The following is a 24,530-nucleotide window of genomic DNA, read 5'->3' as shown; positions in this document are numbered from 1 at the left end:
ATGGAGTGTCCGATGGATGAGTCCCACCCCCCGGCTGACTACAGCGACCTCAAAGCCGTGTACTTCAACGGCACGCTCAAGCGTTCGCCGGAGAAGAGCAACACCGAGGGCCTGATCACGGTAAGCCGGCTGATCATGGAGAAGCAGGGCGTGGCCACCCGTGTCATCCGGACTGTGGACCACGACGTCGCCAGCGGCGTATACCCGGACATGCGCGAGCACGGCTGGGCGACCGATGAATGGCCGGAGCTGTATCCGGCCGTCAAAGAAGCGGACATCGTGGTGGTGGCCGGACCCATCTGGCTGGGGGACAACTCCTCGCAGACCAAGAAGCTCATCGAGCGGCTCTACGCGCATTCGGGCCAGCTCAACGAGAAGGGCCAGTGGGCTTTTTACCCGAAGGTGGGCGGCTGCCTGATCACCGGCAACGAGGACGGCATCAAGCACTGTTCCATGAACGTCCTCTACAGCCTCCAGCACATCGGCTTCTCCATCCCGCCGCAGGCCGACGCCGGCTGGATCGGCCCTGTCGGGCCGGGGCCCAGCTACCTGGACGAAGGTTCGGGCGGTCCGGAGAGCGACTTTACAAACCGGAACACCACGTTCATGACGTGGAACCTCCTGCACCTGGCCCGGACGCTCAAGGACGCCGGCGGAATTCCCGCCTATGGCAACCTTCCGGAAGAATGGAAGGCCGGAACCAAGTTTGGTTTCGAAAACCCGGAGTACCGCTAGGTGGCCGGAATACCCTCCCAGCCAAGGACGTTCCCCTTCATATGACTACCAAAAGCCCTCTGTTGTCGCGCCCTGGCGCCGTTGAAGCGGCAGGCGCCGACGCCGGCGTCGCATCCCACTACGGCGAGCCCCTGCGGGAGCAGCGCGCCCTCGCGGCCGGAACCGCCGTCGTTGATCTTTCCCACCGCGGCGTGGTGACGGTCACCGGACCGGACCGCCTGAGCTGGCTCAACACGCTGTCCTCCCAGCAGGTCACCAATCTCCAGCCCGGTGAGTCCAGTGAACTTCTGCTCCTGAGTGTGCAGGGACGCATCGAATTCGATGCGCGCGTGGTGGACGACGGCGGGACCACCTGGCTGATCGTCGAGGCAGCCGAAGCGGGTCCCCTGGCCGAGTGGCTGACCAGGATGAAGTTCATGCTCCGCGTCGAGGTAGCGGACGTGTCGGCCGACTGGGCAGTGGTCGGGTCCACCAAGGCCGTGCCGGAATGGGCTGGCCTGCACGTGTGGCAGGACCCCTGGCCGCACGTCGGGGCGGGCGGATACGCCTACTCCGTGGTCCCTGAGGACACCCACCCGGGAGCCGAACGCCCGTGGTTCGAATATCTCGTGCCCGCGGCGGAGCTCGAGCAGACGGTCGGTGACCGCAAGCTCGCCGGCGTCCTCTCCGCCGAAGCCCTGCGCGTGGCTGCCTGGCGTCCGCGGCTCGGCGCCGAAACGGACGACAAGACCATTCCGCACGAACTGGACCTGCTGCGCACCGCCGTGCACCTGGCCAAGGGCTGCTACAAAGGCCAGGAGACCATCGCGCGCGTCCACAACCTTGGCCACCCGCCGCGGCGCCTGGTGTTCCTGCAGCTCGACGGTTCCCAGCACACCTTGCCGGCCGCCGGCAGCGAGGTCCGGGTGGGGGAGCGCAAGGTGGGCGCCGTGACGTCCGTGGCGCAGCACTACGAGATGGGCCCCATCGCGCTGGCAGTCATCAAGCGTTCGGTCGCCCCGGATGAAATACTGACGGTAATGGACGGGGATGAACCGTACACAGCCGCGCAGGAAGTGATCGTGGCGCCCGACGCCGGCCAGGTGGTCGGAAGGCAGACAGGATTCCTGAGGGGGACCCACAGATGACAGACTCCACCGCGCCCGGGGACCAGGCGCAGCAGCCGGATGAGGAAACCCTCGCCCTGGCGCATACCCTCTTCGACGCCGCCCGCAACGGCGAGACCGAGCTGCTGCGCAGCTACCTCAACGCCGGCGCCCCGGCCACGCTGACCAACTCCGCGGGCGACTCGCTGCTCATGCTTGCCGCGTACCACGGCTTTCCCGAGACTGTGCAACTGATCCTGCACCACGGCGGTGACGCCAACGCTGCCAATGACCGCGGGCAGACCCCGCTGGCCGGCGCCGTTTTCAAGGGCTACTCGGACGTCGCCCGGGTGCTCCTTGACGCGGGAGCAGATCCCGACGCCGGCACCCCCTCCGCACGTGCCGCCGCTCAGATGTTCGCCAGGGCCGACATCCTGGAATTGCTGGGCTGAGCACTTGGAGAACGTCAGCAGGCCCTGGCCTGCACTCTGGTCCCTCGTCATCGGGTTCTTCATGATCCTGATCGACACCACGATCGTTTCGGTGGCCAACCCGCGCATCATGGAGGGGCTGGACACGGACATCAACGCCGTCATCTGGGTCACCAGCGCCTATCTGCTGGCCTACGCGGTGCCGTTGCTGATCACCGGCAGGCTCGGTGACCGGTTCGGGCCCAAGCGGCTGTACCTGGCCGGCCTCGTGGTCTTCACCCTTGCCTCGCTGTGGTGCGGCCTGTCCGGCAATGTTGAGATGCTGATCGCGGCCCGCGTTCTCCAGGGGCTGGGCGCGGCGCTAATGACGCCTCAGACCATGGCCGTGATCACGCGCATCTTCCCGCCGGACCGGCGGGGCGCCGCCATGGGGCTGTGGGGTGCCACTGCCGGCGTGGCCACGCTGGTAGGCCCGATCCTCGGCGGTGTGCTGGTGGACGGGCTTGGCTGGGAGTGGATCTTCTTCATCAATGTACCCATCGGGATCGTCGGGTTCATCCTCGCCTGGCGCCTGGTCCCATCCCTGACGACCCACCCGCACAAGTTCGACATCCCCGGCGTGGTGCTTAGCGCCCTCGGCCTTTTCCTCCTCGTGTTCGGCCTCCAGGAAGGCGAGACATACGACTGGGGCACCATCACGGGGCCGGTGACGGTGTGGGGGCTGATCATCAGCGGGGTGGTTGTGCTTGTGCTTTTTGTCGGCTGGCAGGCGGTCAACAAGGGGGAGCCGCTGCTCCCGCTGGGTCTGTTCAAGGACCGCAATTTCTCGCTCGCCAACATCGGGATTACCACGGTGGGCTTCACCGTCACGGCCTTTGGCCTGCCGCTGATTTTCTATTACCAGATGGTGCGGGATATGACCCCGACGCAGTCCGCCCTCATGATGGTGCCGATGGCGCTGATTTCCGGCGGACTCGCGCCCGTGGTGGGCCGGATCATCGACCGTGTTAACCCCAAATACATCACGTCCACCGGGCTGTTGCTCATGGCGGTGGCGCTGTTCTGGAATTCAGCCCTCATGCATCCGGACACGCCGGTGTGGCTGTTCCTGCTGCCCAGCGCAGTACTCGGCTTCGCGAACGCCGGCATCTGGGCGCCGCTTAGCTCCACCGCCACCCGGAACCTGCCGCCGCGGCAGGCAGGTGCCGGCGCTGGCGTGTACAACACCACGCGGCAGATCGGTGCGGTCCTGGGCAGCGCCGCCATCGCCGTCCTCATGCAGGCCCGGCTCGCTGCGGAACTTCCGGCGGCACCGGGAGGGGCTACCGGCGGGGCGGGTGAAGCCGGCGGTTTTGGCGGCCAGTTGCCACCCGCTCTCCATGAGGGCTTCTCGACTGCGATGGGCCAGTCGATCATGCTGCCGGCAGCTGTTATTGTGCTCGGCGCGGCGGTGGCCCTGTTCTTCGCCAGGCCTAAGGCGGTCCAGGGATGGGGCGGCCAGCGGCCGGCTGCAGACCAGGACGCGGAGGCTACTTCGCGCTAGGTGGCTGGGCGCTGCTCGGCCGGCCGCGTTAGGTGGCTAGCCGAGCAGCGCGCTGGTTTGGATGCCGCCGGTGGAAAAGCCCAGGCTGCGTGCCGTGGCGAGTGAGCCCTTGTTGCTGACGTCGGTGCGCCACTGCAGCGTCAGGCCGGAGGCAAGCGCTTCGTGGGCAGCCACGGAGGCCGCGAGCGATCCCAGTCCCCGGCGCCGCCACTCGGGCGCCACGAGAACCCCCATGTTGGCCAGGATGCCTTCCCATTCGGAGTAGGCGCCGCAGGCCACCGGCGCGCGCTGCCCCTCGTCGTCGTGCATGATGGTGTACCGGTTCTCGAGGTCGGACAGGCCCACCTCATTCACGTCATCCGGGGGGCACAGGCCTTCAAGCTCAATGGCTTCGGGGTTGCCGTGCGATACCGTCAGCTCCTCGGCCGGCTGCAGCAGCGGCAGGTCGTCGGCGAAGAAGAGCGCGGCGGAGCCCTGGCCGTGTCCGCCGTGCCGGCGGGTGATGGTCAGCAGGGTAACGTGCTGGGCCATCTCCTCGTCCGAAATGCCGGCCGCGGCGTCCAGTGCCCACTGCGGACCCACCAGGGCCGAGCTGCCGAACAGCCGCACGAACTCGACCGAGTGCGCGGAGTCGTCAACCCTGGTGATCCGCTCGCCGGTTTCCAGCGCACGGGCGAAAGCGCCGTCGTCGAGCCCCAGGCGGCGCGCCCAGGCAAGCTGGATGATGGCGGCGGATCCGGGGTCAAGACTCATGATCCCAGCCTACCGAGAAGCGCGAACTGGCAGATAATGCCCTCAAAAACCGAAAAACGGGGCATTATCTGCCAGTTCGCGCTGCTGGGAGCCGGACGGGGCTGAACGCGGGGGCTTAGCCGAAGAGGACAGCGGCCTCGTCGTAGCGGTGCTGCGGGACGGTCTTGAGCTTGCCCAGCGCGGCTTCGAAGCCCACGTGGTCAATGTCGGTGCCGCTCAGCGACACCATGGTGCCCCAGCGGCCTTCGACCACGGAGTCGACGGCGGCCATGCCCAGCCGGGTGGCCAGGACGCGGTCGAAAGCGGACGGGACGCCGCCGCGCTGGATGTGGCCCAGGATGGTGGCGCGGGTCTCGATGCCGGTCCTGGCTTCGATTTCCGGCGCCAGCTGGTCGGCGATCCCGCCCAGCCGCGGCCGGCCGAAGGTGTCCAGCCCGCGTTCGGAGTGCGGCGATTCCATGTGCTCCGGCACGAATCCCTCAGCCACCACTACCAGCGGCGCGCGGCCACGGTCATGGGCCTCGGTCACCCATTTGGTGATCTGCTCGATGCTGGTTTTCTGCTCCGGAATCAGGATGGCGTGTGCGCCGGAGGCCATGCCGGCGTGCAGGGCGATCCAGCCGACGTGGCGGCCCATGACCTCGGCGATCATGCAGCGGTGGTGGGATTCCCCCGGTGGTCCGCAGCCGGTCGATGGCCTCAGTGGCAATCTGCACGGCGGTGTCGAAGCCGAAGGTGTAGTCCGTGGCGTCGAGGTCGTTGTCAACGGTCTTGGGAACGCCGACGATTTTCAGGCCGGCGTCAGTGAGGCGCTTGGCGGCCGCGAGGGTTCCTTCGCCGCCGATGGCGATGATGGCGTCGATCCCCAGCCGGTCCATGTGGGCCTTGATGACGTCCGGGCCGCCGCCGTTCTCGAACGGGTTGGTGCGGGACGTGCCCAGAATGGTGCCGCCCTGCTTGGCAATACCGCGGACAAGGGTACGGGGAATGGGGATGATGTCACCCTCAACCACTCCGCGCCAACCGTCGAGGAACCCCACGAATTCGTGGCCGTGGATGGCGATGCCTTTGAGGACGGCGCCGCGGATAACCGCGTTAAGTCCGGGGCAGTCGCCGCCGCTGGTGAGGATTCCGATTTTCATTTTCTTGGCTCAAATCCTGGTTCGAAGGTTTTACGGGCAGAGCGCCACGCTGAGCTCAATTAGAGATTCTAGTGCGGAGTGTGGGGTAGGACACAAACGGTTACAGCCCGGGGGACAGCGCCGTGCCCCCGTTCCGGCGGGAACGGGGGCACCGTATATCGGACGACGGCGATTGCCCGCCAGGGGCTCTACCGGCCCGTACCGCGCTTTTCGAGGAAGGACTCAAGTGGGATCGAGTTTTTCTGGTCTGGCAGGATCAGCCATGCCGCGAGGTAGAACACAACGGCCGGACCCGGCAGCAGGCAGAAGAGGAGAAATGCGATCCGGACGAATGCCACGTCCACGTTCAGCTTCTCGGCGATTCCGCCGCACACGCCGCCCAGCCAACGCTGCGGTCCGCGCTTCAGGCCAAGGCCCCTGACAATGCTGTAGAACTTTTCCATGGTTTAAGACTTCCCGTTTGTTGTGCTGTTGTCACGTTTCCGTGCCGAGAGCAGCCCGCCGATCACCAGGGCGGCCCCGGCCCCGATCATCAGGCCGATCAGCACGTATGTCCCGTTCAGGACCACGATCCCCAGCTGGGAGATGGTGATCAGGACGGCCAGGGCGAGGACCACGAGTCCCCAGACGATGGTGCCTACCCGGGCGGGCGCTTCGGCGGGTTCGTTGGTGCCCGCGGTGGGCGGTTTGGGCGTGGGGTTTGTTTCCGGTGACGGATCAAAACTGCTCATGTCAGTTTCCTTCCTGGATGGTGATGTTGCTCACGGTGCCGTCGATCTGGAGGATCAGCCGGGCACCGGGCTTGTCCGAGTTGTAGCTGCTTTGCCGGGAGGTGATGCCGCTTCGGCTGTCCGCGCCCTCGTTCAGGTTCCCCAGGGTCATGTCGGCCCGGACATCCACCGGCACCGTGCGCGGAATGACCACCGTCACGTTGCTGGCTGTGGCGTCGAGGGGAATTACGACGTCGGTGCCCAGGGGCGGGTTCAGGTTCAGGCCCGTCAGGTCCACAGTCCCGCGGCCTCCAGTGATCTGGAAGCCCTGGCGGGCCTGTTCGATGCTGACCGGGTTCCAGTCCGCATTCTGGAAGCGGAACCGGTCACCGTTGGGCACGGCGCTGAAGATGCCGCCGATAATGAGCGCCACCACGGCGAAGAACCCGAGAACACCCGAGGTCCTGCCGCGCATCCCGGCCAGCAGGATGCCAAGGCCAAGGACCGCTGCACCGGCTGCCCAGACCACGGCGTTGGCCGAGTCGCCGAGGTCAAGCAGGTTGCCGGCGTCGAGCGCCTTGAGCGTGCCGCCCGCCAGCAGCGCCAGTCCGGCGGTGATGGCCACGGCGGGGGCTCCGGGGCCGCTCGGCCGCGGCTTGGGTGCCGGCGTCGGGACCGGGGCGGGCCGGCGTGGCGGAAGGCCGCCGCCGTAGGGGGCTCTAGGAGTTGCGGAGCCGTACGGGGTTGCGGAGCTGTACGGGCTTGCGGAGCTGTACGACGGGATAGCGTCCGGAGTCGGCGGCACCGTGTAGGGCTGGGTCGGCGCATGGCTTTCGGCAGCGAAGGTGGACGTTTGGAATTGTGCTGCAGAGGACGGAGATGCGGAGGATCCGGCCCTGGCAGCCGCAGGTGCGTTGCCGGTTCCGCCATAACCGTAGGCCGGCCGGCCGCCGGTGGTGGCGTCCATTAGTGCTCCGCTTCGGTTCTTGTTGCGCTGGGTCAGGAAGTAGATGAGGTAGATGACGCCGCCGATCCAGAACAGGGCCCAGAAGAAGCCGAAGCCGTCGTGGCCCCATCCCCAGAAGCCGCCGCCCAAGCCGGTGAGGCCGATGATCGAGGTGATGAGCGCCCCCGTCATGCCCGTGCTCCAGCGGCCGGCGCCGGCCTCCTGGGTGTGGATCCGGCCGTCGGGCTCCGGCAGTAGTGCCCAGGCGAGGCCGTACAGGAGGACGCCGATGCCTGCGAACAGCGTCAGCACGATGAAGATGCCGCGCACGATCAGGGGATCGATGCCCATCCTTTCCGCGATGCCGCTGGAGACGCCGCCGATCCAGCGGTCACGTCCCCGGTGTATCCCGTGGCTTCGGATCCAGTCGAAGAAGTTCAGCGGCTGGCCGGCACGGCCGTAACCGGCCCCGTATGCGGGAGCGCCGTAGGCGGGTCCGGCATGGGCGCCGGTGTGCGTTCCGGACGAGGTGAACAGAGGCTCCGTGGGATTCTCCGCTGCGGTGTGGCTGCCCGTCTCTGTGTGGTCCTGCTCAGCGCTTTCCGGACGGCCGTTCTCCGATCCGGTGGGTTCGGTGTTTTCCGGCGCAGTGTTGTCCGGCGTTGCCGGGAGCTCCGGTTCCTGGCCGGTGCTGCCCTCGGACGGGGTGCCCGGCTCCTGGCCTTCATTGGGTTTGGGGTTCTGCGAGTTCATACTTCGATATTGCCGTTTGCGCTGGTCAGTCCTCTATTGGGGAACACCCTGAACCGTCCCTGACTTACCCCGGGTTCACCCCCAGAACGGGCCTCGTGAACCCTGATCCGTGTTTGGATTGATGCATGACCACAGCCCCTGTCCGCCCGCCTCTGGTCCGCAGCAGCGACCGCGTGATCGCTGGCGTCTGCTCCGGCCTGGCGGTCCATCTTGGCTGGCCGGTGCGCATGGTCCGGATCGGCATGGTGGTGGCCGCCTTCGCAGGCGGTGCGGGGCTCGCATTCTACGGATGGCTGTGGATCATGGTTCCCACCGCGGACGAGAACGCCAAGCGCAATGCCCGCCGCCCGGCGTCGCCCATTGCCCCCGCCGTGAGCCTGCCGCCCTTGAGCTTCCAGCCCGGCCCGGCCCCCGCCGTCGTTCCTGTTCCTCCCGATGTCCCGCCCTCCGCGGGGGAGTACGACGCCGGCACCGCCTTCCAGCCCCAGGCGCCTGCCGCCGCTCCCGGGCCCGGCACATGGTTCCGGATCCGGAGCATGCGCTACGGCAAGGAGATCCTGCTGGGCGCCGGGCTGCTGCTCGTGGCCGCGATCCTGATTGCCAGGCTGCTGGGCGTGGAGGTGCCCCTCGGTACGCTGATCCCGGCGGCTGCGATACTCGGCGGCGCCGCAATTGCGTGGATGCAGCTGGATGAAACCCGCCGGGCCGGACTGGTGGACAAGACCAAGGCGGACCAGGCCGGCGGTTGGGCGCGGCTGGCGGCGGGCCTCGCGCTCGTGGTGGCGGGGGTGCTGGTCATGGTTTCAGGGTCGGGCTCCTGGCAGCAGACCTGGCTCGCGCTGCTCGCGTCCGTGGCTGTGCTGGGGGGCGTGGCGCTGGTGCTGCTGCCGTGGGGCCTGAAGTTCTGGCGTGACCTGGAGACCGAACGGGCCGGCCGCGTGCGGGAGACCGAGCGGGCCGAGATCGCCGCGCACCTGCACGACTCCGTGCTGCAGACCCTTGCCCTCATCCAGCGCCGCGCCAGCAACGAGCACGACGTCGTCCGCTTGGCCAGGGCGCAGGAGCGCGAGTTGCGGGGCTGGCTCTTCAAGGATCCGGCCCGCGACGCCGGCCAGCTCTCTGACCGGATCAAGGCGGCCGCCGCGGAGGTAGAGGACGGCCTCGGTAACGCCGTCGACGTCGTGACCGTGGGTGACACGGAGATGACCGAGCGCCACGAGGCGCTGGTCCAGGCCAGCCGCGAGGCCATGCTGAACGCCGCCCGGCACGGCGGCGGTCCCGTCTCTGTGTACCTGGAGGTGTCCGACGGCGGCGCAGAAGTCTTCGTCAAGGACCGCGGCCCGGGCTTCGAACTGAATTCAGTCCCGCACGACAGGCTGGGCATCCGCGAATCGATCATTGGCCGGATGAAACGGCACGGCGGCAACGCCGAAATCAACAGCAGTCCCGACGGCACGGAGGTGCGCCTCAGGCTGCCTGCGGACGTCGCGGACAACGGGGAAGGGAAATCATGAGTACACCAGCAGGGGCAGGCGCAGCCGGACGAACCGTGCGCGTGGTGATCGTTGATGACCACGCAATTTTCCGGTCCGGCCTCAAGGCTGACCTGGACCCGAGCGTGGTGGTGGTCGGCGAGGCCGGCACCGTGGAACAGGCCATCGAAGTTATTGCCGCAGCACGGCCCGACGTCGTGCTGCTGGATGTGCACCTGCCCGGCGGCCGCGGCGGGGGAGGGCGGGAAGTCATCACCGGTTCCGCGGCGCTCCTGGCAACCACGCGTTTCCTTGCCCTGAGCGTCTCCGATGCGGCCGAGGACGTTGTGGCCGTCATCCGCGCCGGTGCCCGCGGCTATGTTACGAAGACCATTTCCGGCGCGGAGATCACCGACGCCGTGTTCCGGGTTGCCGGCGGCGACGCCGTGTTCTCCCCGCGGCTGGCAGGCTTCGTCCTGGATGCGTTCGGCACCGCTCCGGCCGACATTGCCGACGACGAACTGGACAAGCTCTCCGCCCGGGAACTCGAGGTGATGCGGCTGATTGCCCGCGGCTACAGCTACAAGGAGGTGGCCAAGGAGCTCTTCATCTCCATCAAAACCGTGGAAACCCACGTCTCGGCCGTGCTGCGGAAGCTGCAGCTGTCCAGCCGCCACGAACTCACCAAGTGGGCCGCCGAGCGCCGCCTCCTCTAACCCGGACGCTCGATCACTTCCTGCGGGTTTTGACCCGACGCCCTATCGCTTGCCGCCGCCTTCTGCCCGACGCGTCCTCACGTCCTGCAGCTTTTTCCAGAACCCGTCCTCACGTCCTGCCGCCCAAACGCAAACGCTCCCGCACCATAATTTTTCGGTGCGAGAGCGTTTGAAGATTTCTTGCAGGGAGTGATCGAGCGTTTCGGGCTACTGCGCCTTGCCGAGGAAGTCCTGCAGGCGGCCGACGCCGGTGGCCAGGTCCTCGTCGCCCAGGGCGTAGGAGAGGCGCAGGAAGCCGGACGGACCGAAGGCCTCGCCGGGAACCACGGCGACCTCCACCTCGTCCAGGATCAGCGCGGCAAGCGCGGCCGAGGTCTCCGGGCGGACGGTGCCGCTCGCCGTCGGGAATTCCTTACCCAGCAGCGCGCGGACATCCGCGTACACGTAGAAGGCGCCCTTCGGCGTCGGGCATTCAACGCCCTCAATCGCGTTGAGGCCTTCCACGATGGCCTTTCGGCGGCGGTCGAAGGCGACCTTCATCTCGTCCACCGCGGTGAGCGGGCCGGAGACGGCTGCCAGGGCGGCGATCTGCGGGATGTTGGACACGTTCGAGGTGGCGTGCGACTGCAGGTTGGTGGCGGCCTTGATGACGTCGGCGGGTCCGATCATCCAGCCCACACGCCAGCCGGTCATCGCATAGGTCTTGGCCACTCCGTTGAGGATCACAACCTTGTCGCCCAGTTCGGGGGCGGCGGTGGCGATGGAGGTGAAGGGCACGCCGTCGTACGTCAGGTGCTCGTAGATCTCGTCGGTGACCACCCACAGACCCTTGGCGGCGGCCCACTTGCCGATTTCAGCGACCTGCTCCGGCGAGTAGACAGAGCCGGTGGGGTTCGAGGGCGACACGAACAGCAGGATCTTAGTGCGGTCCGTGACGGCTGCCTCGAGCTGCTCCACGGTCACCAGGTAGTCCTGCTCCGGGCCCGCAAAGACCTCCACCGGGACGCCGCCGGCGAGGCGGATGGCCTCGGGGTAGGTGGTCCAGAACGGCGTGGGCACGATCACTTCGTCGCCCGGATCCACGAGGGTGGCGAACGTGTTGTAGACGGCCTGCTTGCCGCCGTTGGTGACCAGCACCTGGGACGGGTCCGCCTTGTAGCCGGAGTCCCGGAACGTCTTCTCGGCGATTGCCTTCTTCAGCTCGGGAAGGCCGCCGGCGGGGGAGTAGCGGTGGTACTTCGGCTGGCTGGCGGCGTCGATGGCGGCCTGGACGATGTAGCCCGGAGTCGGGAAATCAGGCTCGCCCGCACCGAAGCCAATCACCGGCCGGCCCGCCGCCTTCAGCGCCTTGGCCTTGGCATCGACGGCCAGGGTGGCGGATTCGGCAATGGCGGAAATGCGTTGGGAAACGCGGGCGGCAGACATGGCGGGTCCGTTCTTCGCTTGCAGCTGGAGAGCTGAATGGTGGAATTCGACGGAATCTACTCTATGCTGTTCACCGGATCGTTCGAGGTGGAACGCGGATTTGTGACTGCGGTGCGGATTCTGAAGCTGAAAAACGGTCCGAAATGAGGCTGGTTCGACGTAAGCGCAGTTGTTGCGTAGACTGGTTCTCCGGTGTTGAAAACACAGATGATGACTTGCGCCCCAAGATGTCCTTGGGAAAGTGCGGCCTTCATCGGTTTTTGATCCATAGGGTAGTGGCGCAATTGGTAGCGCAGCGGTCTCCAAAACCGCAGGTTGCAGGTTCGAGTCCTGTCTGCCCTGCGCAGGCTGTTCCGGCGAAAAGCCGGAGCAAGCGCAGCAACCAAAGGTTCAGTTCAGAGCCGGGTAATCCGACTTGCGAGGATGAGTGAGGAACAGGTGACCGAAACAGCTGCAAGCAGCTCCAAGGGCCGCCCCGCAAAGAAGGCCGCCAAGGCTGGCTTCTTCGCTCGCATCGCACTCTTCGTCCGCCAGGTAATTGGCGAACTGAAGAAGGTTGTCGCCCCCACCCGCAAGGAACTGATTAATTACACGCTCGTGGTGCTCGTATTTGTGGTCATCATGATGGTGATCGTCACGCTGCTGGACCTGGGGTTCGGCACCGCGGTGGGCTGGGTCTTCGGCGGTACAGGCGCCGGGGACCGCTAAGGCGATCGGTCCGCAGACCGCGTGGACTCCCAGCCGGAATCGGCAGGAGCTGCGGGGTGTGCGGAATTGAGCCATTTAAATAGGCAATTAGGCAATGAGGAAGCAGGAGACCAAGTGTCTGAGCAGGAGCTCGAGGTAACTGAGACTGAGCTGGATGAAACCCAGAACCCCGCGGCTGAGGCCGCCGAGGGCTCTGAGGTTGAGTCTGCTGCGCCCGATTCCGAAGGCGATGCCGAGTACGACGGCGACGCTGAGGCCGATACTGACGCCGACGACGAGACCGACTCCGCTGATACTGACGCGGACGACGAGACCGCTGACGCGGACGACGAGACCGCTGACGCCGACGACGTGACCGGAGAGGACGCTGAGGAAGGCGCCGAAGGGACCGACGTCCTGGCCGCTGCTGCCGCCCAGGCCACCGATCCCGCCGCGGAATTCAAGTCCAAGCTGCGCCGCCAGGAGGGTGACTGGTACGTCATCCACTCCTACGCCGGCTACGAAAACCGCGTCAAGGCCAACCTTGAGACCCGCATCCAGACCCTGGACATGGAAGATTACATCTTCGAAATCCAGGTTCCGATGGAAGAAGTCGTTGAGATCAAGAACGCTCAGCGCAAGGTCATCAACCGCGTCCGCATCCCCGGCTACGTGCTGGTCCGCATGGACCTGACCGACGCCTCCTGGGGCGCCGTCCGCCACACCCCGGGCGTCACCGGCTTCGTGGGCAACGCCCACAACCCTGTGCCGCTGCGCCTCGATGAGGTCTTCTCCATGCTGGCCCCGGTCTTCGAAGAGGAGCAGGCAGAGAAGGGCAAGCCCGCCAAGCAGGCTGCCACGCAGGTCGACGTCGACTTCGAGGTCGGCGAGTCGGTCATCGTCAAGGAAGGCCCGTTCGAGACCCTTCCCGCCACGATCTCCGAGATCAAGGTGGATTCCCAGACCCTCGTGGTGCTGGTGTCCATCTTCGAACGCGAGACCCCGGTCACGCTGGCCTTCAACCAGGTCACCAAGATCTAACTGATCACCACAGATTTCGCTCCGGAACGGCCCGCTTAGCAGTTCCGGAACGGCCGGCCGCCTCGCCATGGCGGCCAACCACCTGAGGCACGCTCCTGTGTCCCAGGACGCATTTGAGAGAAGGACCCTACATTGGCTCCCAAGAAGAAGGTCACCGGCCTCATCAAGCTGCAGATCCAGGCAGGTGCCGCTAACCCGGCCCCGCCGATCGGTCCTGCGCTTGGCCAGCACGGTGTCAACATCATGGAATTCTGCAAGGCGTACAACGCTGCGACGGAAGCCCAGCGCGGCAACGTTATTCCTGTTGAAATCACCGTCTACGAAGACCGTTCGTTCACGTTCATCACCAAGACCCCGCCGGCTGCAGAGCTCATCAAGAAGGCTGCAGGCGTCGCCAAGGGTTCGGCTACCCCGCACACCGTCAAGGTTGCCAAGCTGACCCAGGCACAGGTCAACGAGATCGCCACCACCAAGATGGAAGACCTCAACGCCACCAGCCTCGAAGGCGCAGCGAAGATCATCGCCGGCACCGCCCGCTCCATGGGTATCACCGTCGAGGGTTAATTACCCCGCTGCCTGACGTTGGGTTTGGTAAACCGATAACGACGACGGGCAGCACCGCCGGGAAACCGGCACCACTGAAACATTGAAATGTCAGCAGTCCATCCCGGACAGCTGACTGTGGCAGGGCCCAGCGCGGTCCGCAGACCACAACTGCACAAGGAGAAATAAGCAGCATGGCAAAGCGCAGCAAAGCATACGAGGCAGCCGCAGCCAAGATCGACGCGGAGAAGTTCTACGCGCCGTTCGAGGCAGTGACGCTCGCCAAGGACACCAACCCGTCCAAGTTCGACGCCACCGTTGAGGTTGCCTTCCGTCTGGGTGTTGACCCCCGCAAGGCTGACCAGATGGTCCGCGGTACTGTCAACCTGCCGCACGGCACCGGTAAGACCGCCCGCGTCCTGGTGTTCGCCACCGGCGAGAAGGCCGAAGCAGCAATCGCTGCCGGCGCCGACTTCGTTGGTTCCGACGACCTGATCGAAAAGATCGCCGGCGGCTGGACCGACTTCGACGCAGCCGTTGCCACCCCTGACCTCATGGGCAAGGTTGGCCGCCTCGGTAAGGTCCTGGGTCCGCGTAACCTGATGCCGAACCCGAAGACCGGCACCGTCACCCCCGATGTCACCAAGGCTGTCAACGACATCAAGGGCGGCAAGATCGACTTCCGCGTCGACAAGCACTCCAACCTGCACTTCATCATCGGCAAGGTTTCGTTCGACTCCATCAAGCTGGCCGAGAACTACGCCGCTGCCCTCGAAGAGGTGCTCCGCCTGAAGCCGTCCGCTTCCAAGGGCCGCTACATCCAGAAGGCAACGGTTGCCACCACGTTCGGTCCCGGCATCTCCGTTGACCCCAACGTCACCAAGGTTCTCATCGAGGCATAAGTCTCGCGAACCTCGGCCGGATTTCCGGCCAAAGCAGAAGGACCGTCCGGCGTTTGCCGGGCGGTCCTTTTGCATTCCGGTGGCGTTTTCGTTCCGTGAAGTACGACGGCGGGACTCCGGTAAGCGCCTCGGCTCGCTCTGGAAGGGGCTCTGTCGGACTCAGGGCGTTGCGGCTAGGCTGATCCGGTGACGACGCCCTCCTACCGGATCGAGCCGCTTTTCCTGCCTGCGTCACTTGACGCGTCCGACGCCACGGACTTCCTCGAGTTCAGCGACCTCAGCGATGCCGTGGCGCTGGAGCTTTGGGGCAACCTGGACCGGGCAGCGCCGCCGAAGGCCAGGCTGGAATCGTGGCGTGATGACGACTACGCGAAGCTGCGGCTCTACTTCGTACGGCTGGACGGCCGCATGGTGGCAAGGTCCTGGGTCAGGCTTACGCAAAAGGAAAACCTTCAGGATGCGTTCCTCAGGGTGGACGTCCTCAACGGGTTCAGCGGCCGCGGCATCGGACTGGCCCTCCTCCGGCACGCAGAGGCACTGGCGACGGAGGACGGACGCAGCACCCTGCAGAGCTTCACTGAACACGCCCCCGGGTTCGACCTGGACGGCCCGGGGATCCTGAGGCCGGGAACCGGGACGGGCGGGGTCCCGGCCGCGGCACGCGGCGTCCGTTTTGCCGTGGCGGCCGGTTACACCCTCGAGCAGGTGACGCGTTTCAGCGCACTGGACATGCCGCCGTCGGACGGTCTCCTGGACGAATTGGAACGCGAGGCCGCCGGCATTGCCGGGGACCAGTATGAAATCCTCGGCTGGACGGACCGCTGCCCGGATGAGTACGTGGAACAGATGGCCGCGCTCATGTCCAGGATGAGCACGGACTCCCCGGCAGGTGCGCTGCATTACGACGCCGAGGTGTGGGACGCCCAGCGCGTCCGGCACGTCGAGGACGAGTGGAAGCGGGCGGGCCTGGAATCGCTGGTGGCGGTGGCCCGGCATAAGGCGAGCGGCGAACTTGCTGCCTACTCGGTGCTGCAGCACTCGGACGAAAAACCGTGGCTGGCCGAGCAGGACGACACCCTCGTGGCCAAGGCACACCGCGGACACCGGCTGGGGATGCTGGTCAAGGTGCGCAACCTCCGGCGCCTGCAGCAGGACCACCCCGAGGTGGAACGGGTCCTGACATTCAATGCTGCAGAAAATGACCACATGCTGGCCATAAATGTGGCGCTGGGCTTCCGTCCGGCAGGGTACGACGGTGAGTGGCAGCGCCGGCGCTAACCGGCATATGCTGGCGACGGATACACCGCGTGGACTCAAGCCCGCAGCCTTCACGGCCAGCGGCGGAACGGCTGGGGATAATGGCAATAGAGGTGCGGATCGAGCGGCTGTGGATTCCGGACTCAGTGGATGCTGCTGACGCGGCGGATTTCCTCGCCGCGGTGGAGGTGGGGCGCAAGGTCCGGATGGATACCTGGGGGAGTGACGACCTCGCCTACACGCCGCTGGAAAAGCTCCTCGAACTGGAAGACCCGTACGAGCGCCAGGTCATCCTCGTGGCAAAGATCGGCGACGACATCGTGGGCACCGTGGATATCGCCCTGCCCCTCGCCGACAACCTGGACCTCGCCGAATTCACCCTGGACATCCTCCCCGAGTACCAGCGCCAGGGCGTGGGCAGGCAGTTGCTGGAAGCCGCCGAGCACTTCGCCCGGAACGAGGGCCGCACCATGATCCTCGTGGACACCAACCATCCCGGTGCGTCCCTGCACGAATTCGCGCCCGAGCAGCTGGTGCCCGGATCGGGCCAGGGCTATGTGCCCTTGGGGAGCCGCGAGGTGGAATTCGCCCAGCGCACCGGTTACACGCTGCAGCACATCGAACAGTTCAGCTCGTGCGTGCTGCCGCTGGACAGCAAGCTTGTGGCCGAGCTCGAGGCGGAGGCGCAGGAAGCCAACAACGGCCGCTACCGCCTGCACCACTGGACCGACCGCTGCCCGGAGCGCTGGCTGGAATCGGTGGCAGCCCTCGAAAACCAGGCCGGCGGCGACGCCGGACCGGTGGAGGGGACCGACGACATAGTCTTCGATGCCCGGATCCTGCGGGAAGCCGAGGAAGTCACCATCTCCCAGGGGCGGCGCACGGTGGTGACCGCCGTCGAACACATTGCTACCGGGACCCTGGTGGGGCTGACTACCATCAGCGTCCTGGCGCAGCGGCAGGACGTCGTCTTCCAGGATGACACGGTGGTGCTGCAGGCGCACCGCGGCAACAAGCTCGGCCTGCTCATCAAGGTGGCCAATATGGAGCGACTTACCGAGCAGTTCCCCGCTGCGCGGGTGATCTACACCTGGAACGCGCCGGAGAACCGGTACCTCCTCACGGTTAACCGCCAGCTTGGGTTCACGACGGCGGGAGTCACCGGGATCTGGCAGAAGGAACTGCCGGACCTTGGACCGAGAAGGAGCTAGGTCCTGGTGGCGGAGCGACTGCCGATTTGGTAATGCACAGGGCCGTCCCCTAAGCTTGAACTACCAAAGACCGTCGGTTGTTGGATTCCCACTCTTTCGAGCTCAGCTCAACTCTGCAGTTGTGCGCGAAAGAGCCAGTGGGTTTCCGGACGAAGGACCCTGAACATAGGGCGGCCGGCGCAGGTGAACGAAGCAAAGTTCCGCTGTTTGAACAGCGTTGAGCCAAGCCCCGTGCATCTGCGCGGGGCGTTTTTAGTTTTAGCTCACCTGAGCGGGGACCCGGAATACCGGCACTATCCCCGGAAGGAGGGTTATGGCAACGCCTACCAAGGTTTCAGCAGTAGCTGAAATCACTAACGATTTCAAGGAATCGAACGCCGCTGTCCTGACCGAATACCGTGGGCTCACCGTTGCACAGCTCAAGCAGCTGCGTGTTTCTCTCGGCCAGGACACCAAGTTCGCGGTCGTCAAGAACACCCTGACCGCCATTGCAGCCAAGGAAGCTGGTGTCGAAGCATTCGACGGCCAGCTCGCCGGCCCCACTGCAATCGCGTTCATCAAGGGTGACGCAGTTGCAGCTGCCAAGAGCCTGACGGATTTTGCCAAGGCTAACAAGCAGCTGGTCATCAAGACCGGTTACTTCGAAGGCAAGGCACTGAACGCCAGCGAAGTTGCTGCCCTGGCAGCACTCGAGTCCCGCGAGCTGCAGCTCGCCAAGGTTGCAGGCATCCTCAAGGCCCCTGCTGCCGCTGCTGCACGCATCATCGACGCACTGCGCCTCAAGCTTGAAGAAGAGAACGGTGCTCCGGCTGAAGCCGAAGCTCCCGCCGCTGAAGAAGCTCCTGCCGCAGAGGCTGACGCAGAAGCCGCAGCTGAGGCTCCGGCCGAAGCCGCTGCCGAAGAGAACTAATTCTCTCTCCCAAAAAGACTCCGGTGGATCGGAACGGCATTCAGCCCCCGGCCGCCTTTATAGGAAGGACGCCACACCATGGCGAAGCTCAGCAACGAAGAGCTCATTGAAGCTTTCAAGGAACTGACCATCATCGAGCTCTCCGAGTTCGTCAAGCTCTTCGAAGAGACCTTCGAAGTTACCGCTGCTGCTGTAGCTGTTGCCGGCCCCGCCGGTGGCGGTGCCGCTGAGGAAGCCGAAGAGAAGACTGACTTCGACGTCATCCTCGAAGCTGCTGGCGACAAGAAGATCGCAGTGATCAAGGAAGTTCGCGCCATCACCTCCCTGGGCCTCAAGGAAGCCAAGGACCTGGTTGACAGCGCTCCCAAGGCTGTTCTCGAAGGCGCTACCAAGGAAGCTGCCGAGAAGGCAAAGGCTCAGCTCGAAGAAGCTGGCGCCACCGTTACCCTCAAGTAACACTGCTTTCTCAGGAATCCCCGTCAACTCCGGTGGGCGGGGATTCCTGCGTTTAAACCCCACCCGCACCCTAACCTCGCAAGCTCGGCCTGGGACCCTGCGGGCGTGGGCCCACTAGGTAGCAGTTGCGGGCGTTCCCAGCGCTCAGAACGCCCTCATGTGCTACCTAGTTGGGTTCGCTGATGTCCGCGAGCACGGCGCCGAGGGCGGAGACCAGGGCGTCGGCGTCCACGAAGGCGCTGCAGCCGTGCTGGCCCGCGCCCATGGAAATCCGCTTGCCTGCGATGGTCCGGTCCGCATAGACAGGCCATGCCGTGGTGCTGCCCAGGGGAGTGATGGTGCCGCGCTCATAGCCGGTCGCCTCCAGTGCCACATCCGCCGCCGGTAGCGAGAGCTTGTTGACGCCCACCAGGCTTCGCAGCTTGGGCCAGGAGATCTGGCGGTCGCCCGGGATCAGGGCGAAGAGGAAGCTGCCGTCTTTGTGTTTCACCACGAGGGACTTCACAATGTCCGCCGGGCTGATGCCAAGGATCGCGGCCGCCTCCTCGAGGCTGTGGGCGGCCAGCCGTTCGACGAGCTGGACGTCCAGGCCGCGTGCGGCTGCGTCGGCAAGGAAGCGCTCCCTGCCGTCGGCCAGTCGTGTCATCAGTCCCGGAACAGCAGGAGGGCCTCGCCCTGGCCGCCGCCTCCGCAGAGTGACACAGCCGCCTTGCCCTGGCCGCGCCGCTTCAGTTCGTGCGCCGCGTGGAGTGCCAGCCGCGCACCGGAGGCGCCGATCGGGTGGCCCAGCGCGATGGCGCCGCCGTGGATATTGCACTGCTCCAGCGGGTAGTCCAGATCCTTGAGGGACTGCACGGCCACCGAACCGAATGCTTCGTTGATTTCGATGAAGTCCAGGTCGGAAGTGCTCCAGCCGGCGCGGTCCAAAGCTTGCCCGATGGCGTTGGAAGGCTGCGAGTGCAAGGAGTTGTCCGGGCCCGCCACCTGCCCGGGCTTGCCCACGACGGCCAGGTACTCGAGGCCGTTCTCCTCCGCGAACTTGAGCGAGGTCAGGACCAGGGCGGAGGCGCCGTCGGACAGGGGAGAGGAGTTGCCGGCCGTAATGGTGCCGTCGGTGACGAAGGCGGCCCGCAGCCCGGCCAGGGACTCAACGGTGGTGTCCGGCCGGAGGCCCTCATCGGTGGAGACCACCACGGGATCACCCTTGCGTTGCTTGACGCTGATCGGTGAGATCTCGTCGTCGAACACGCCGTTCTTCGAAGCGATCGCTGCGCGCTGGTGTGAATTGGCGGCCACGTTGTCCTGGGCGGTCCGGTCGATGCCGAGGATGAGGTTCTTGGATTCGGTGGAAAGGCCCATCGAATGGCCGTCGAACGCATCGGTCAGGCCGTCGTGGGCCGCAACGTCCAGCGCCTGCACGGTGCCGTAATTCCAGCCCTGGCGGGAACCCGGAAGGACGTGCGGAGCCCGCGTCATGGATTCCTGGCCGCCGGCGACCACGACGGTGGCCTCGCCGGCACGGATCAGCCGCGCCGCGTCGATCACGGCCGTCAGCCCGGAGAGGCAGACCTTGTTGATGGTCACCGTGGGGACGTTCCAGCCAATGCCCGCACCGATGGCGCTCTGGCGTGCCGGGTTCTGGCCGGCACCGGCCTGCAGCACCTGGCCCATGATGACGGCGTCCACCCGATCGGCTTCCAGTCCGCTTGCCGCGATGGCCGCCTTGATTGCGTGCGCCCCGAGCTCGACGGCGGTGAAGCTCGCCAGTTGCCCGTTCAGCCGGCCCTGCGGGGTGCGCGCGCCGGACAGGATGACAACATCGCTGTTGTCCACGGAATTGCTCATGGTTGTTCTCTTCCGATCTATGGTCGATGGTTGGCCTAAGGGTATCGTGAGCCCGGTCACCTATCCATTCAAACGCTGGGGAGGCGGGGCGCATTCCGGTTAGGTGCCCGTAGCAACGGTGCTTGCATTCTGCTGATAAGTGGGGTAGACACGCGTGGGGTTTTGCCGTATCGTAGATATTTGCGTCTTCCCTGTTTACCTTCAGCCTTCATATAGCGGTGGGCTTAGCCTGTTAGCTGCTCCATCAATGTGCCGTGAACAACGTCACCAGCATGGGCAGAACCAGGTCCCGGGTCATATAGCGGAACCGGATGGTAGCACTGCGGAGTCACTTCGCAGGGTGAAAAGCGGGGGAGATCTGAAAACGCCTGAAGGTCTGTGGAAGGATCCCTCTTGGTCGCCTCGAGCACCTCTAATAACGAAACCGCTAACACGGCAAGCACCGATGGTGCGACTCGCCGGCTCTCATTCGCAAAGATTCACGAACCTCTTGACGTTCCGAATCTGCTTGCCCTGCAGACGGACAGCTTCGACTGGCTGGTCGGAAATGAACGCTGGCAGGCCCGCGTTGCGAAGGCCGTCGAAGAAGGCGACCTGAGCGTCGCCACCACCTCCGGTCTTTCCGACATCTTCGAAGAGATCTCCCCGATTGAGGACTTCCAGGGCACCATGTCCCTGAGCTTCTCCGATCCGGAGTTCGCTGATCCGAAGTACACCATGGCTGAATGCAAGGACCGGGACGCTACGTACTCGGCACCGCTGTACGTCAAGGCCGAATTCATGAACAACAACACGGGCGAAATCAAGCAGCAGACCGTGTTCATGGGTGACTTCCCGCTGATGACCGAGAAGGGCACCTTCGTCGTCAACGGCACCGAGCGTGTCGTCGTTTCCCAGCTGGTCCGTTCCCCGGGCGCCTACTTCGAGCGCGCCGCTGACAAGACCAGCGACAAGGACATCTTTACCGCAAAGATCATCCCGTCCCGCGGCGCCTGGTTCGAGCTCGAGATCGACAAGCGCGACCAGGTCGGCGTGCGCCTCGACCGCAAGCGCAAGCAGTCGGTCACGGTGCTGCTGAAGGCCCTCGGCTGGACCGAAGGCCAGATCCTCGAGGAGTTCGGCCAGTACGACTCCATGCGTGCAACGCTGGAGAAGGACGCCACCGAAACCCGCGAAGACGCCCTGCTGGACATCTACCGCAAGCTGCGTCCGGGCGAGCCGCCCACAGTCGAGGCTGCCCAGTCCCTGCTGGACAACCTGTACTTCAACTCCAAGCGCTACGATCTGGCCAAGGTTGGCCGCTACAAGATCAACCGCAAGCTTGGCATCGACCGCTCCCTTGGTGACAAGGAAGCTTCGGTCCTGCACGTTGAAGACATCGTCGCCATGATCAAGTTCCTCGTCGCGCTCCACGCCGGCGAGAAGACCCTCATGGGCAAGCGCGACGGCGAAGACCACGAGCTCCGCGTCGAGATCGATGATATCGACCACTTCGGCAACCGCCGCATCCGCGCCGTCGGCGAGCTCATCGAGAACCAGGTCCGCACCGGCCTGTCCCGCATGGAGCGCGTCGTCCGCGAACGCATGACCACGCAGGACGTCGAGGCCATCACGCCGCAGACCCTGATCAACATCCGTCCCGTGGTGGCAGCGATTAAGGAGTTCTTCGGAACCTCCCAGCTGTCCCAGTTCATGGACCAGAACAACCCGCTCTCGGGCCTGACCCACAAGCGCCGCCTGTCGGCGCTGGGCCCCGGCGGTCTGTCCCGTGACCGTGCAGGCATGGAAGTCCGAGACGTTCACCCGTCCCACTACGGACGTATGTGCCCCATCGAAACCCCTGAAGGCCCGAACATTGGTCTGATCGGTTCGCTGGCGTCCTACGGCCGCATCAACCCGTTCGGTTTCATCGAGACGCCGTACCGCCTGGTCAAGGACGGCGTCGTTTCCGACGACGTCCAGTACCTGACGGCCGACGACGAGGCAGAGGTCCTGATCGCACAGGCCAACGCTCCGCTCGAGGAGAACAAGAGCTTCGCTGAAGAGACCGTCCTGGTCCGTGCCCGCGGTGGTGGAGGCGAGCCCGTGCTCGTTCCTGCTGCTGACGTGCAGTTCATGGACGTCTCCCCGCGCCAGATGGTGTCCGTGGCTACCGCCCTGATCCCGTTCCTCGAGCACGACGACGCCAACCGTGCACTCATGGGTGCCAACATGCAGCGCCAGGCTGTGCCGCTGGTCCGTTCCGAGGCCCCGTTCGTGGGTACCGGCATGGAACGTGCAGCAGCCGTTGACGCCGGTGACGTCACCATCGCCAAGAAGGCCGGTGTGGTTACCGAGGTTTCCGCCGAGCTCGTCGTCATGCTCAACGATGACGGCACGGAAACCAACTACCGCATCAACAAGTTCGCCCGCTCCAACCAGGGCAACTGCTACAACAACCGTGTCCTGGTGAACGAAGGCCAGCGCCTGGAAGTTGGCGGCATCATCGCCGACGGCCCGGCAACGGACCAGGGCGAGCTCGCCCTCGGTAAGAACCTGCTCGTGGCATTCATGTCATGGGAAGGCCACAACTTCGAGGACGCCATCATCCTCTCGCAGCGCATCGTTGCCGAGGACGTCCTTTCCTCCATCCACATCGAGGAGCACGAGATCGATGCCCGCGACACCAAGCTTGGTGCCGAGGAAATCACCCGTGACATCCCCAACGTGTCCGAGGAAGTCCTGGCAGGCCTGGACGAGCGCGGCATCATCCACATCGGTGCCGAGGTTGAAGCCGGCGACATCCTGGTCGGAAAGGTCACCCCGAAGGGTGAAACCGAACTGACCCCGGAAGAGCGCCTGCTCCGCGCCATCTTCGGCGAGAAGTCCCGCGAAGTGCGCGACACGTCCCTGAAGGTTCCGCACGGCGAGTCCGGCACCGTCATCGGCGTCCGCGTCTTCGACCGCGACAACGACGACGAACTGCCCCCGGGCGTCAACCAGCTGGTCCGCGTCTACGTGGCCGCCAAGCGCAAGATCACCGACGGCGACAAGCTCGCCGGCCGTCACGGCAACAAGGGTGTTATCTCCAAGATCCTCCCGATCGAGGACATGCCCTTCCTTGCCGACGGCACCCCCGTTGATATCGTCCTGAACCCGCTGGGTGTTCCGGGCCGTATGAACGTCGGCCAGGTGCTGGAAACGCACCTCGGCTGGGTCGCCAAGACGGGCTGGAAGATCGAAGGCGAGCCGGAGTGGGTGAAGCAGCTGCCGAACCTGCCGCGCGAGAGTGGCCAGACCACTGTTGCAACGCCGGTCTTCGACGGCGCCCGCGAAGAGGAAATCACGGGCCTGCTCGACTCCACCAACGTGACCCGCGACGGTGACCGCCTGATCGACTCCTCGGGCAAGACGCGCCTGTTCGACGGCCGCTCCGGCGAGCCGTTCCCGGATCCGATCTCGGTCGGCTACATGTACATCCTGAAGCTCCACCACCTGGTGGACGACAAGATCCACGCCCGCTCCACCGGCCCGTACTCCATGATCACGCAGCAGCCGCTGGGTGGTAAGGCACAGTTCGGTGGCCAGCGCTTCGGTGAAATGGAAGTGTGGGCGCTCGAAGCTTACGGCGCCGCCTACACGCTCCAGGAACTGCTCACGATCAAGTCCGATGACATTCACGGCCGCGTGAAGGTCTACGAAGCGATCGTCAAGGGCGAGAACATCCCTGAGCCGGGTGTTCCCGAATCCTTCAAGGTGTTGATCAAGGAAATGCAGTCGCTGTGCCTGAACGTGGAAGTGCTTTCCACAGACGGAACCACAATTGAAATGCGTGACTCTGATGACGCAGTCTTCACGGCTGCGGAAGAACTGGGCATCGATCTGTCTCGTGCAGAGCCCAGCTCCGTAGAAGAGGTCTAAGGAGTCCGACGACGGCGGGCGGGCCGTCCGCCGTCGTCCTCCTCCCTCTCCCCGCAAGCAAGACTTC

22 protein-coding genes, 1 tRNA gene and 1 pseudogene are annotated in these 24,530 nt (G+C 65.3%); 16 read left to right on the top strand and 8 right to left on the bottom strand.

Annotated elements, in window-relative coordinates; translation table 11 throughout:
* Nucleotides 1-12: 12 nt before the first annotated feature.
* Genes ACHMXB_RS11055 through ACHMXB_RS11040 form a run of 4 tightly spaced genes read left to right on the top strand, consistent with a single transcriptional unit; the run spans nucleotide 13 to nucleotide 3,794 of the window.
* Nucleotides 13-735, top strand: coding sequence for a flavodoxin family protein (locus ACHMXB_RS11055; RefSeq protein WP_395398378.1), 723 nt, complete (start codon nucleotides 13-15; stop codon nucleotides 733-735).
* Between the two features lie 41 nt (nucleotides 736-776).
* Nucleotides 777-1,862, top strand: a complete 1,086-nt coding sequence (locus ACHMXB_RS11050; protein ID WP_395398377.1) for a YgfZ/GcvT domain-containing protein — start codon at nucleotides 777-779, stop codon at nucleotides 1,860-1,862.
* Nucleotides 1,859-2,272, top strand: a complete 414-nt coding sequence (locus ACHMXB_RS11045; RefSeq protein WP_395398376.1) for an ankyrin repeat domain-containing protein — start codon at nucleotides 1,859-1,861, stop codon at nucleotides 2,270-2,272. Before ACHMXB_RS11050 ends, ACHMXB_RS11045 begins: the two co-directional genes overlap by 4 nt.
* A 4-nt stretch (nucleotides 2,273-2,276) precedes the next feature.
* Nucleotides 2,277-3,794, top strand: coding sequence for an MFS transporter (locus ACHMXB_RS11040; RefSeq protein ID WP_395398375.1), 1,518 nt, complete (start codon nucleotides 2,277-2,279; stop codon nucleotides 3,792-3,794).
* Between the two features lie 36 nt (nucleotides 3,795-3,830).
* Here ACHMXB_RS11040 and ACHMXB_RS11035 read toward each other — a convergent pair whose 3' ends face one another.
* The 5 genes and pseudogenes from ACHMXB_RS11035 to ACHMXB_RS11015 form a co-directional block, all read right to left on the bottom strand.
* Nucleotides 3,831-4,547 (bottom strand): GNAT family N-acetyltransferase, encoded by a 717-nt coding sequence (locus ACHMXB_RS11035; RefSeq protein ID WP_395398374.1) that lies wholly within the window; start codon nucleotides 4,545-4,547, stop codon nucleotides 3,831-3,833.
* A 115-nt stretch (nucleotides 4,548-4,662) separates the two neighbouring features.
* Nucleotides 4,663-5,689: pseudogene (locus tag ACHMXB_RS11030) on the bottom strand (6-phosphofructokinase).
* A 188-nt stretch (nucleotides 5,690-5,877) separates the two neighbouring features.
* Nucleotides 5,878-6,132, bottom strand: a complete 255-nt coding sequence (locus ACHMXB_RS11025; RefSeq protein ID WP_395398373.1) for a PspC domain-containing protein — start codon at nucleotides 6,130-6,132, stop codon at nucleotides 5,878-5,880.
* 3 nt (nucleotides 6,133-6,135) lie between these two features.
* Entirely contained in the window at nucleotides 6,136-6,420 is a 285-nt protein-coding gene (locus ACHMXB_RS11020) for a hypothetical protein (RefSeq protein ID WP_395398372.1), read from the bottom strand.
* A gap of 1 nt (nucleotide 6,421) precedes the next feature.
* On the bottom strand, nucleotides 6,422-8,098 hold the full coding sequence (locus tag ACHMXB_RS11015; protein WP_395398371.1) for a PspC domain-containing protein: 1,677 nt from the start codon (nucleotides 8,096-8,098) through the stop codon (nucleotides 6,422-6,424).
* A gap of 125 nt (nucleotides 8,099-8,223) precedes the next feature.
* On the opposite strand from ACHMXB_RS11015, the gene ACHMXB_RS11010 reads away from it, so the two are divergent.
* Complete coding sequence (locus ACHMXB_RS11010) at nucleotides 8,224-9,612, top strand: PspC domain-containing protein (protein WP_395398370.1); 1,389 nt, start codon at nucleotides 8,224-8,226, stop codon at nucleotides 9,610-9,612.
* Nucleotides 9,609-10,286 (top strand): LuxR C-terminal-related transcriptional regulator, encoded by a 678-nt coding sequence (locus ACHMXB_RS11005; RefSeq protein ID WP_395398369.1) that lies wholly within the window; start codon nucleotides 9,609-9,611, stop codon nucleotides 10,284-10,286. The genes ACHMXB_RS11010 and ACHMXB_RS11005 overlap by 4 nt, the downstream gene beginning before the upstream one ends.
* Nucleotides 10,287-10,493: 207 nt before the next feature.
* Here the strand turns inward: ACHMXB_RS11005 and ACHMXB_RS11000 are convergent, their stop codons facing one another.
* Nucleotides 10,494-11,711 (bottom strand): pyridoxal phosphate-dependent aminotransferase, encoded by a 1,218-nt coding sequence (locus ACHMXB_RS11000; protein WP_395398368.1) that lies wholly within the window; start codon nucleotides 11,709-11,711, stop codon nucleotides 10,494-10,496.
* Nucleotides 11,712-11,980: 269 nt separating this feature from the next.
* Here ACHMXB_RS11000 and ACHMXB_RS10995 point away from each other — a divergent pair.
* The 9 genes from ACHMXB_RS10995 (at nucleotide 11,981) to rplL (ending at nucleotide 18,718) form a co-directional block, all read left to right on the top strand.
* Nucleotides 11,981-12,053 (top strand) — tRNA-Trp (locus tag ACHMXB_RS10995).
* Nucleotides 12,054-12,134: 81 nt separating this feature from the next.
* Nucleotides 12,135-12,419 (top strand): preprotein translocase subunit SecE, encoded by a 285-nt coding sequence (gene secE / locus ACHMXB_RS10990; protein WP_111905182.1) that lies wholly within the window; start codon nucleotides 12,135-12,137, stop codon nucleotides 12,417-12,419.
* Between the two features lie 114 nt (nucleotides 12,420-12,533).
* Entirely contained in the window at nucleotides 12,534-13,439 is a 906-nt protein-coding gene (gene nusG, locus ACHMXB_RS10985; protein ID WP_395398367.1) for a transcription termination/antitermination protein NusG, read from the top strand.
* Nucleotides 13,440-13,571: 132 nt separating this feature from the next.
* Nucleotides 13,572-14,003 carry a 50S ribosomal protein L11 gene (gene rplK / locus ACHMXB_RS10980; RefSeq protein WP_018773647.1) on the top strand — a complete coding sequence of 144 codons (432 nt, stop codon included), beginning with the start codon at nucleotides 13,572-13,574 and terminating at the stop codon, nucleotides 14,001-14,003.
* A 173-nt stretch (nucleotides 14,004-14,176) separates the two neighbouring features.
* Nucleotides 14,177-14,884 (top strand): 50S ribosomal protein L1, encoded by a 708-nt coding sequence (gene rplA / locus ACHMXB_RS10975; protein WP_395398366.1) that lies wholly within the window; start codon nucleotides 14,177-14,179, stop codon nucleotides 14,882-14,884.
* Nucleotides 14,885-15,070: 186 nt separating this feature from the next.
* Nucleotides 15,071-16,162 carry a GNAT family N-acetyltransferase gene (locus ACHMXB_RS10970; RefSeq protein WP_395398365.1) on the top strand — a complete coding sequence of 364 codons (1,092 nt, stop codon included), beginning with the start codon at nucleotides 15,071-15,073 and terminating at the stop codon, nucleotides 16,160-16,162.
* Between the two features lie 80 nt (nucleotides 16,163-16,242).
* Nucleotides 16,243-17,352, top strand: a complete 1,110-nt coding sequence (locus tag ACHMXB_RS10965; protein WP_395398364.1) for a GNAT family N-acetyltransferase — start codon at nucleotides 16,243-16,245, stop codon at nucleotides 17,350-17,352.
* Nucleotides 17,353-17,665: 313 nt separating this feature from the next.
* A complete protein-coding gene (gene rplJ / locus ACHMXB_RS10960) occupies nucleotides 17,666-18,262 on the top strand; it encodes a 50S ribosomal protein L10 (RefSeq protein WP_111905186.1) in 597 nt (198 codons plus the stop codon).
* Between the two features lie 78 nt (nucleotides 18,263-18,340).
* A complete protein-coding gene (gene rplL, locus ACHMXB_RS10955) occupies nucleotides 18,341-18,718 on the top strand; it encodes a 50S ribosomal protein L7/L12 (protein ID WP_102973696.1) in 378 nt (125 codons plus the stop codon).
* 166 nt (nucleotides 18,719-18,884) lie between these two features.
* On the opposite strand, the gene ACHMXB_RS10950 is transcribed toward rplL, so the two are convergent.
* Both ACHMXB_RS10950 and ACHMXB_RS10945 read right to left on the bottom strand, forming a co-directional pair.
* Nucleotides 18,885-19,364, bottom strand: coding sequence for an aminoacyl-tRNA deacylase (locus tag ACHMXB_RS10950; RefSeq protein WP_395398363.1), 480 nt, complete (start codon nucleotides 19,362-19,364; stop codon nucleotides 18,885-18,887).
* On the bottom strand, nucleotides 19,364-20,563 hold the full coding sequence (locus ACHMXB_RS10945) for an acetyl-CoA C-acetyltransferase (protein ID WP_395398362.1): 1,200 nt from the start codon (nucleotides 20,561-20,563) through the stop codon (nucleotides 19,364-19,366). The genes ACHMXB_RS10950 and ACHMXB_RS10945 overlap by 1 nt, the downstream gene beginning before the upstream one ends.
* A gap of 393 nt (nucleotides 20,564-20,956) precedes the next feature.
* On the opposite strand from ACHMXB_RS10945, the gene rpoB reads away from it, so the two are divergent.
* A complete protein-coding gene (rpoB, locus tag ACHMXB_RS10940; protein WP_395398361.1) occupies nucleotides 20,957-24,463 on the top strand; it encodes a DNA-directed RNA polymerase subunit beta in 3,507 nt (1,168 codons plus the stop codon).
* The last annotated feature ends 67 nt before the right edge of the window (nucleotides 24,464-24,530 follow it).

Source organism: Arthrobacter sp. UC242_113 (assembly GCF_044054585.1).
In the GTDB taxonomy this organism is placed as follows: Bacteria; Actinomycetota; Actinomycetes; order Actinomycetales; family Micrococcaceae; genus Arthrobacter.
The sequence above is the reverse complement of the archived record's forward strand: the minus strand, read 5'-3'. Positions and strand labels throughout refer to the sequence as shown.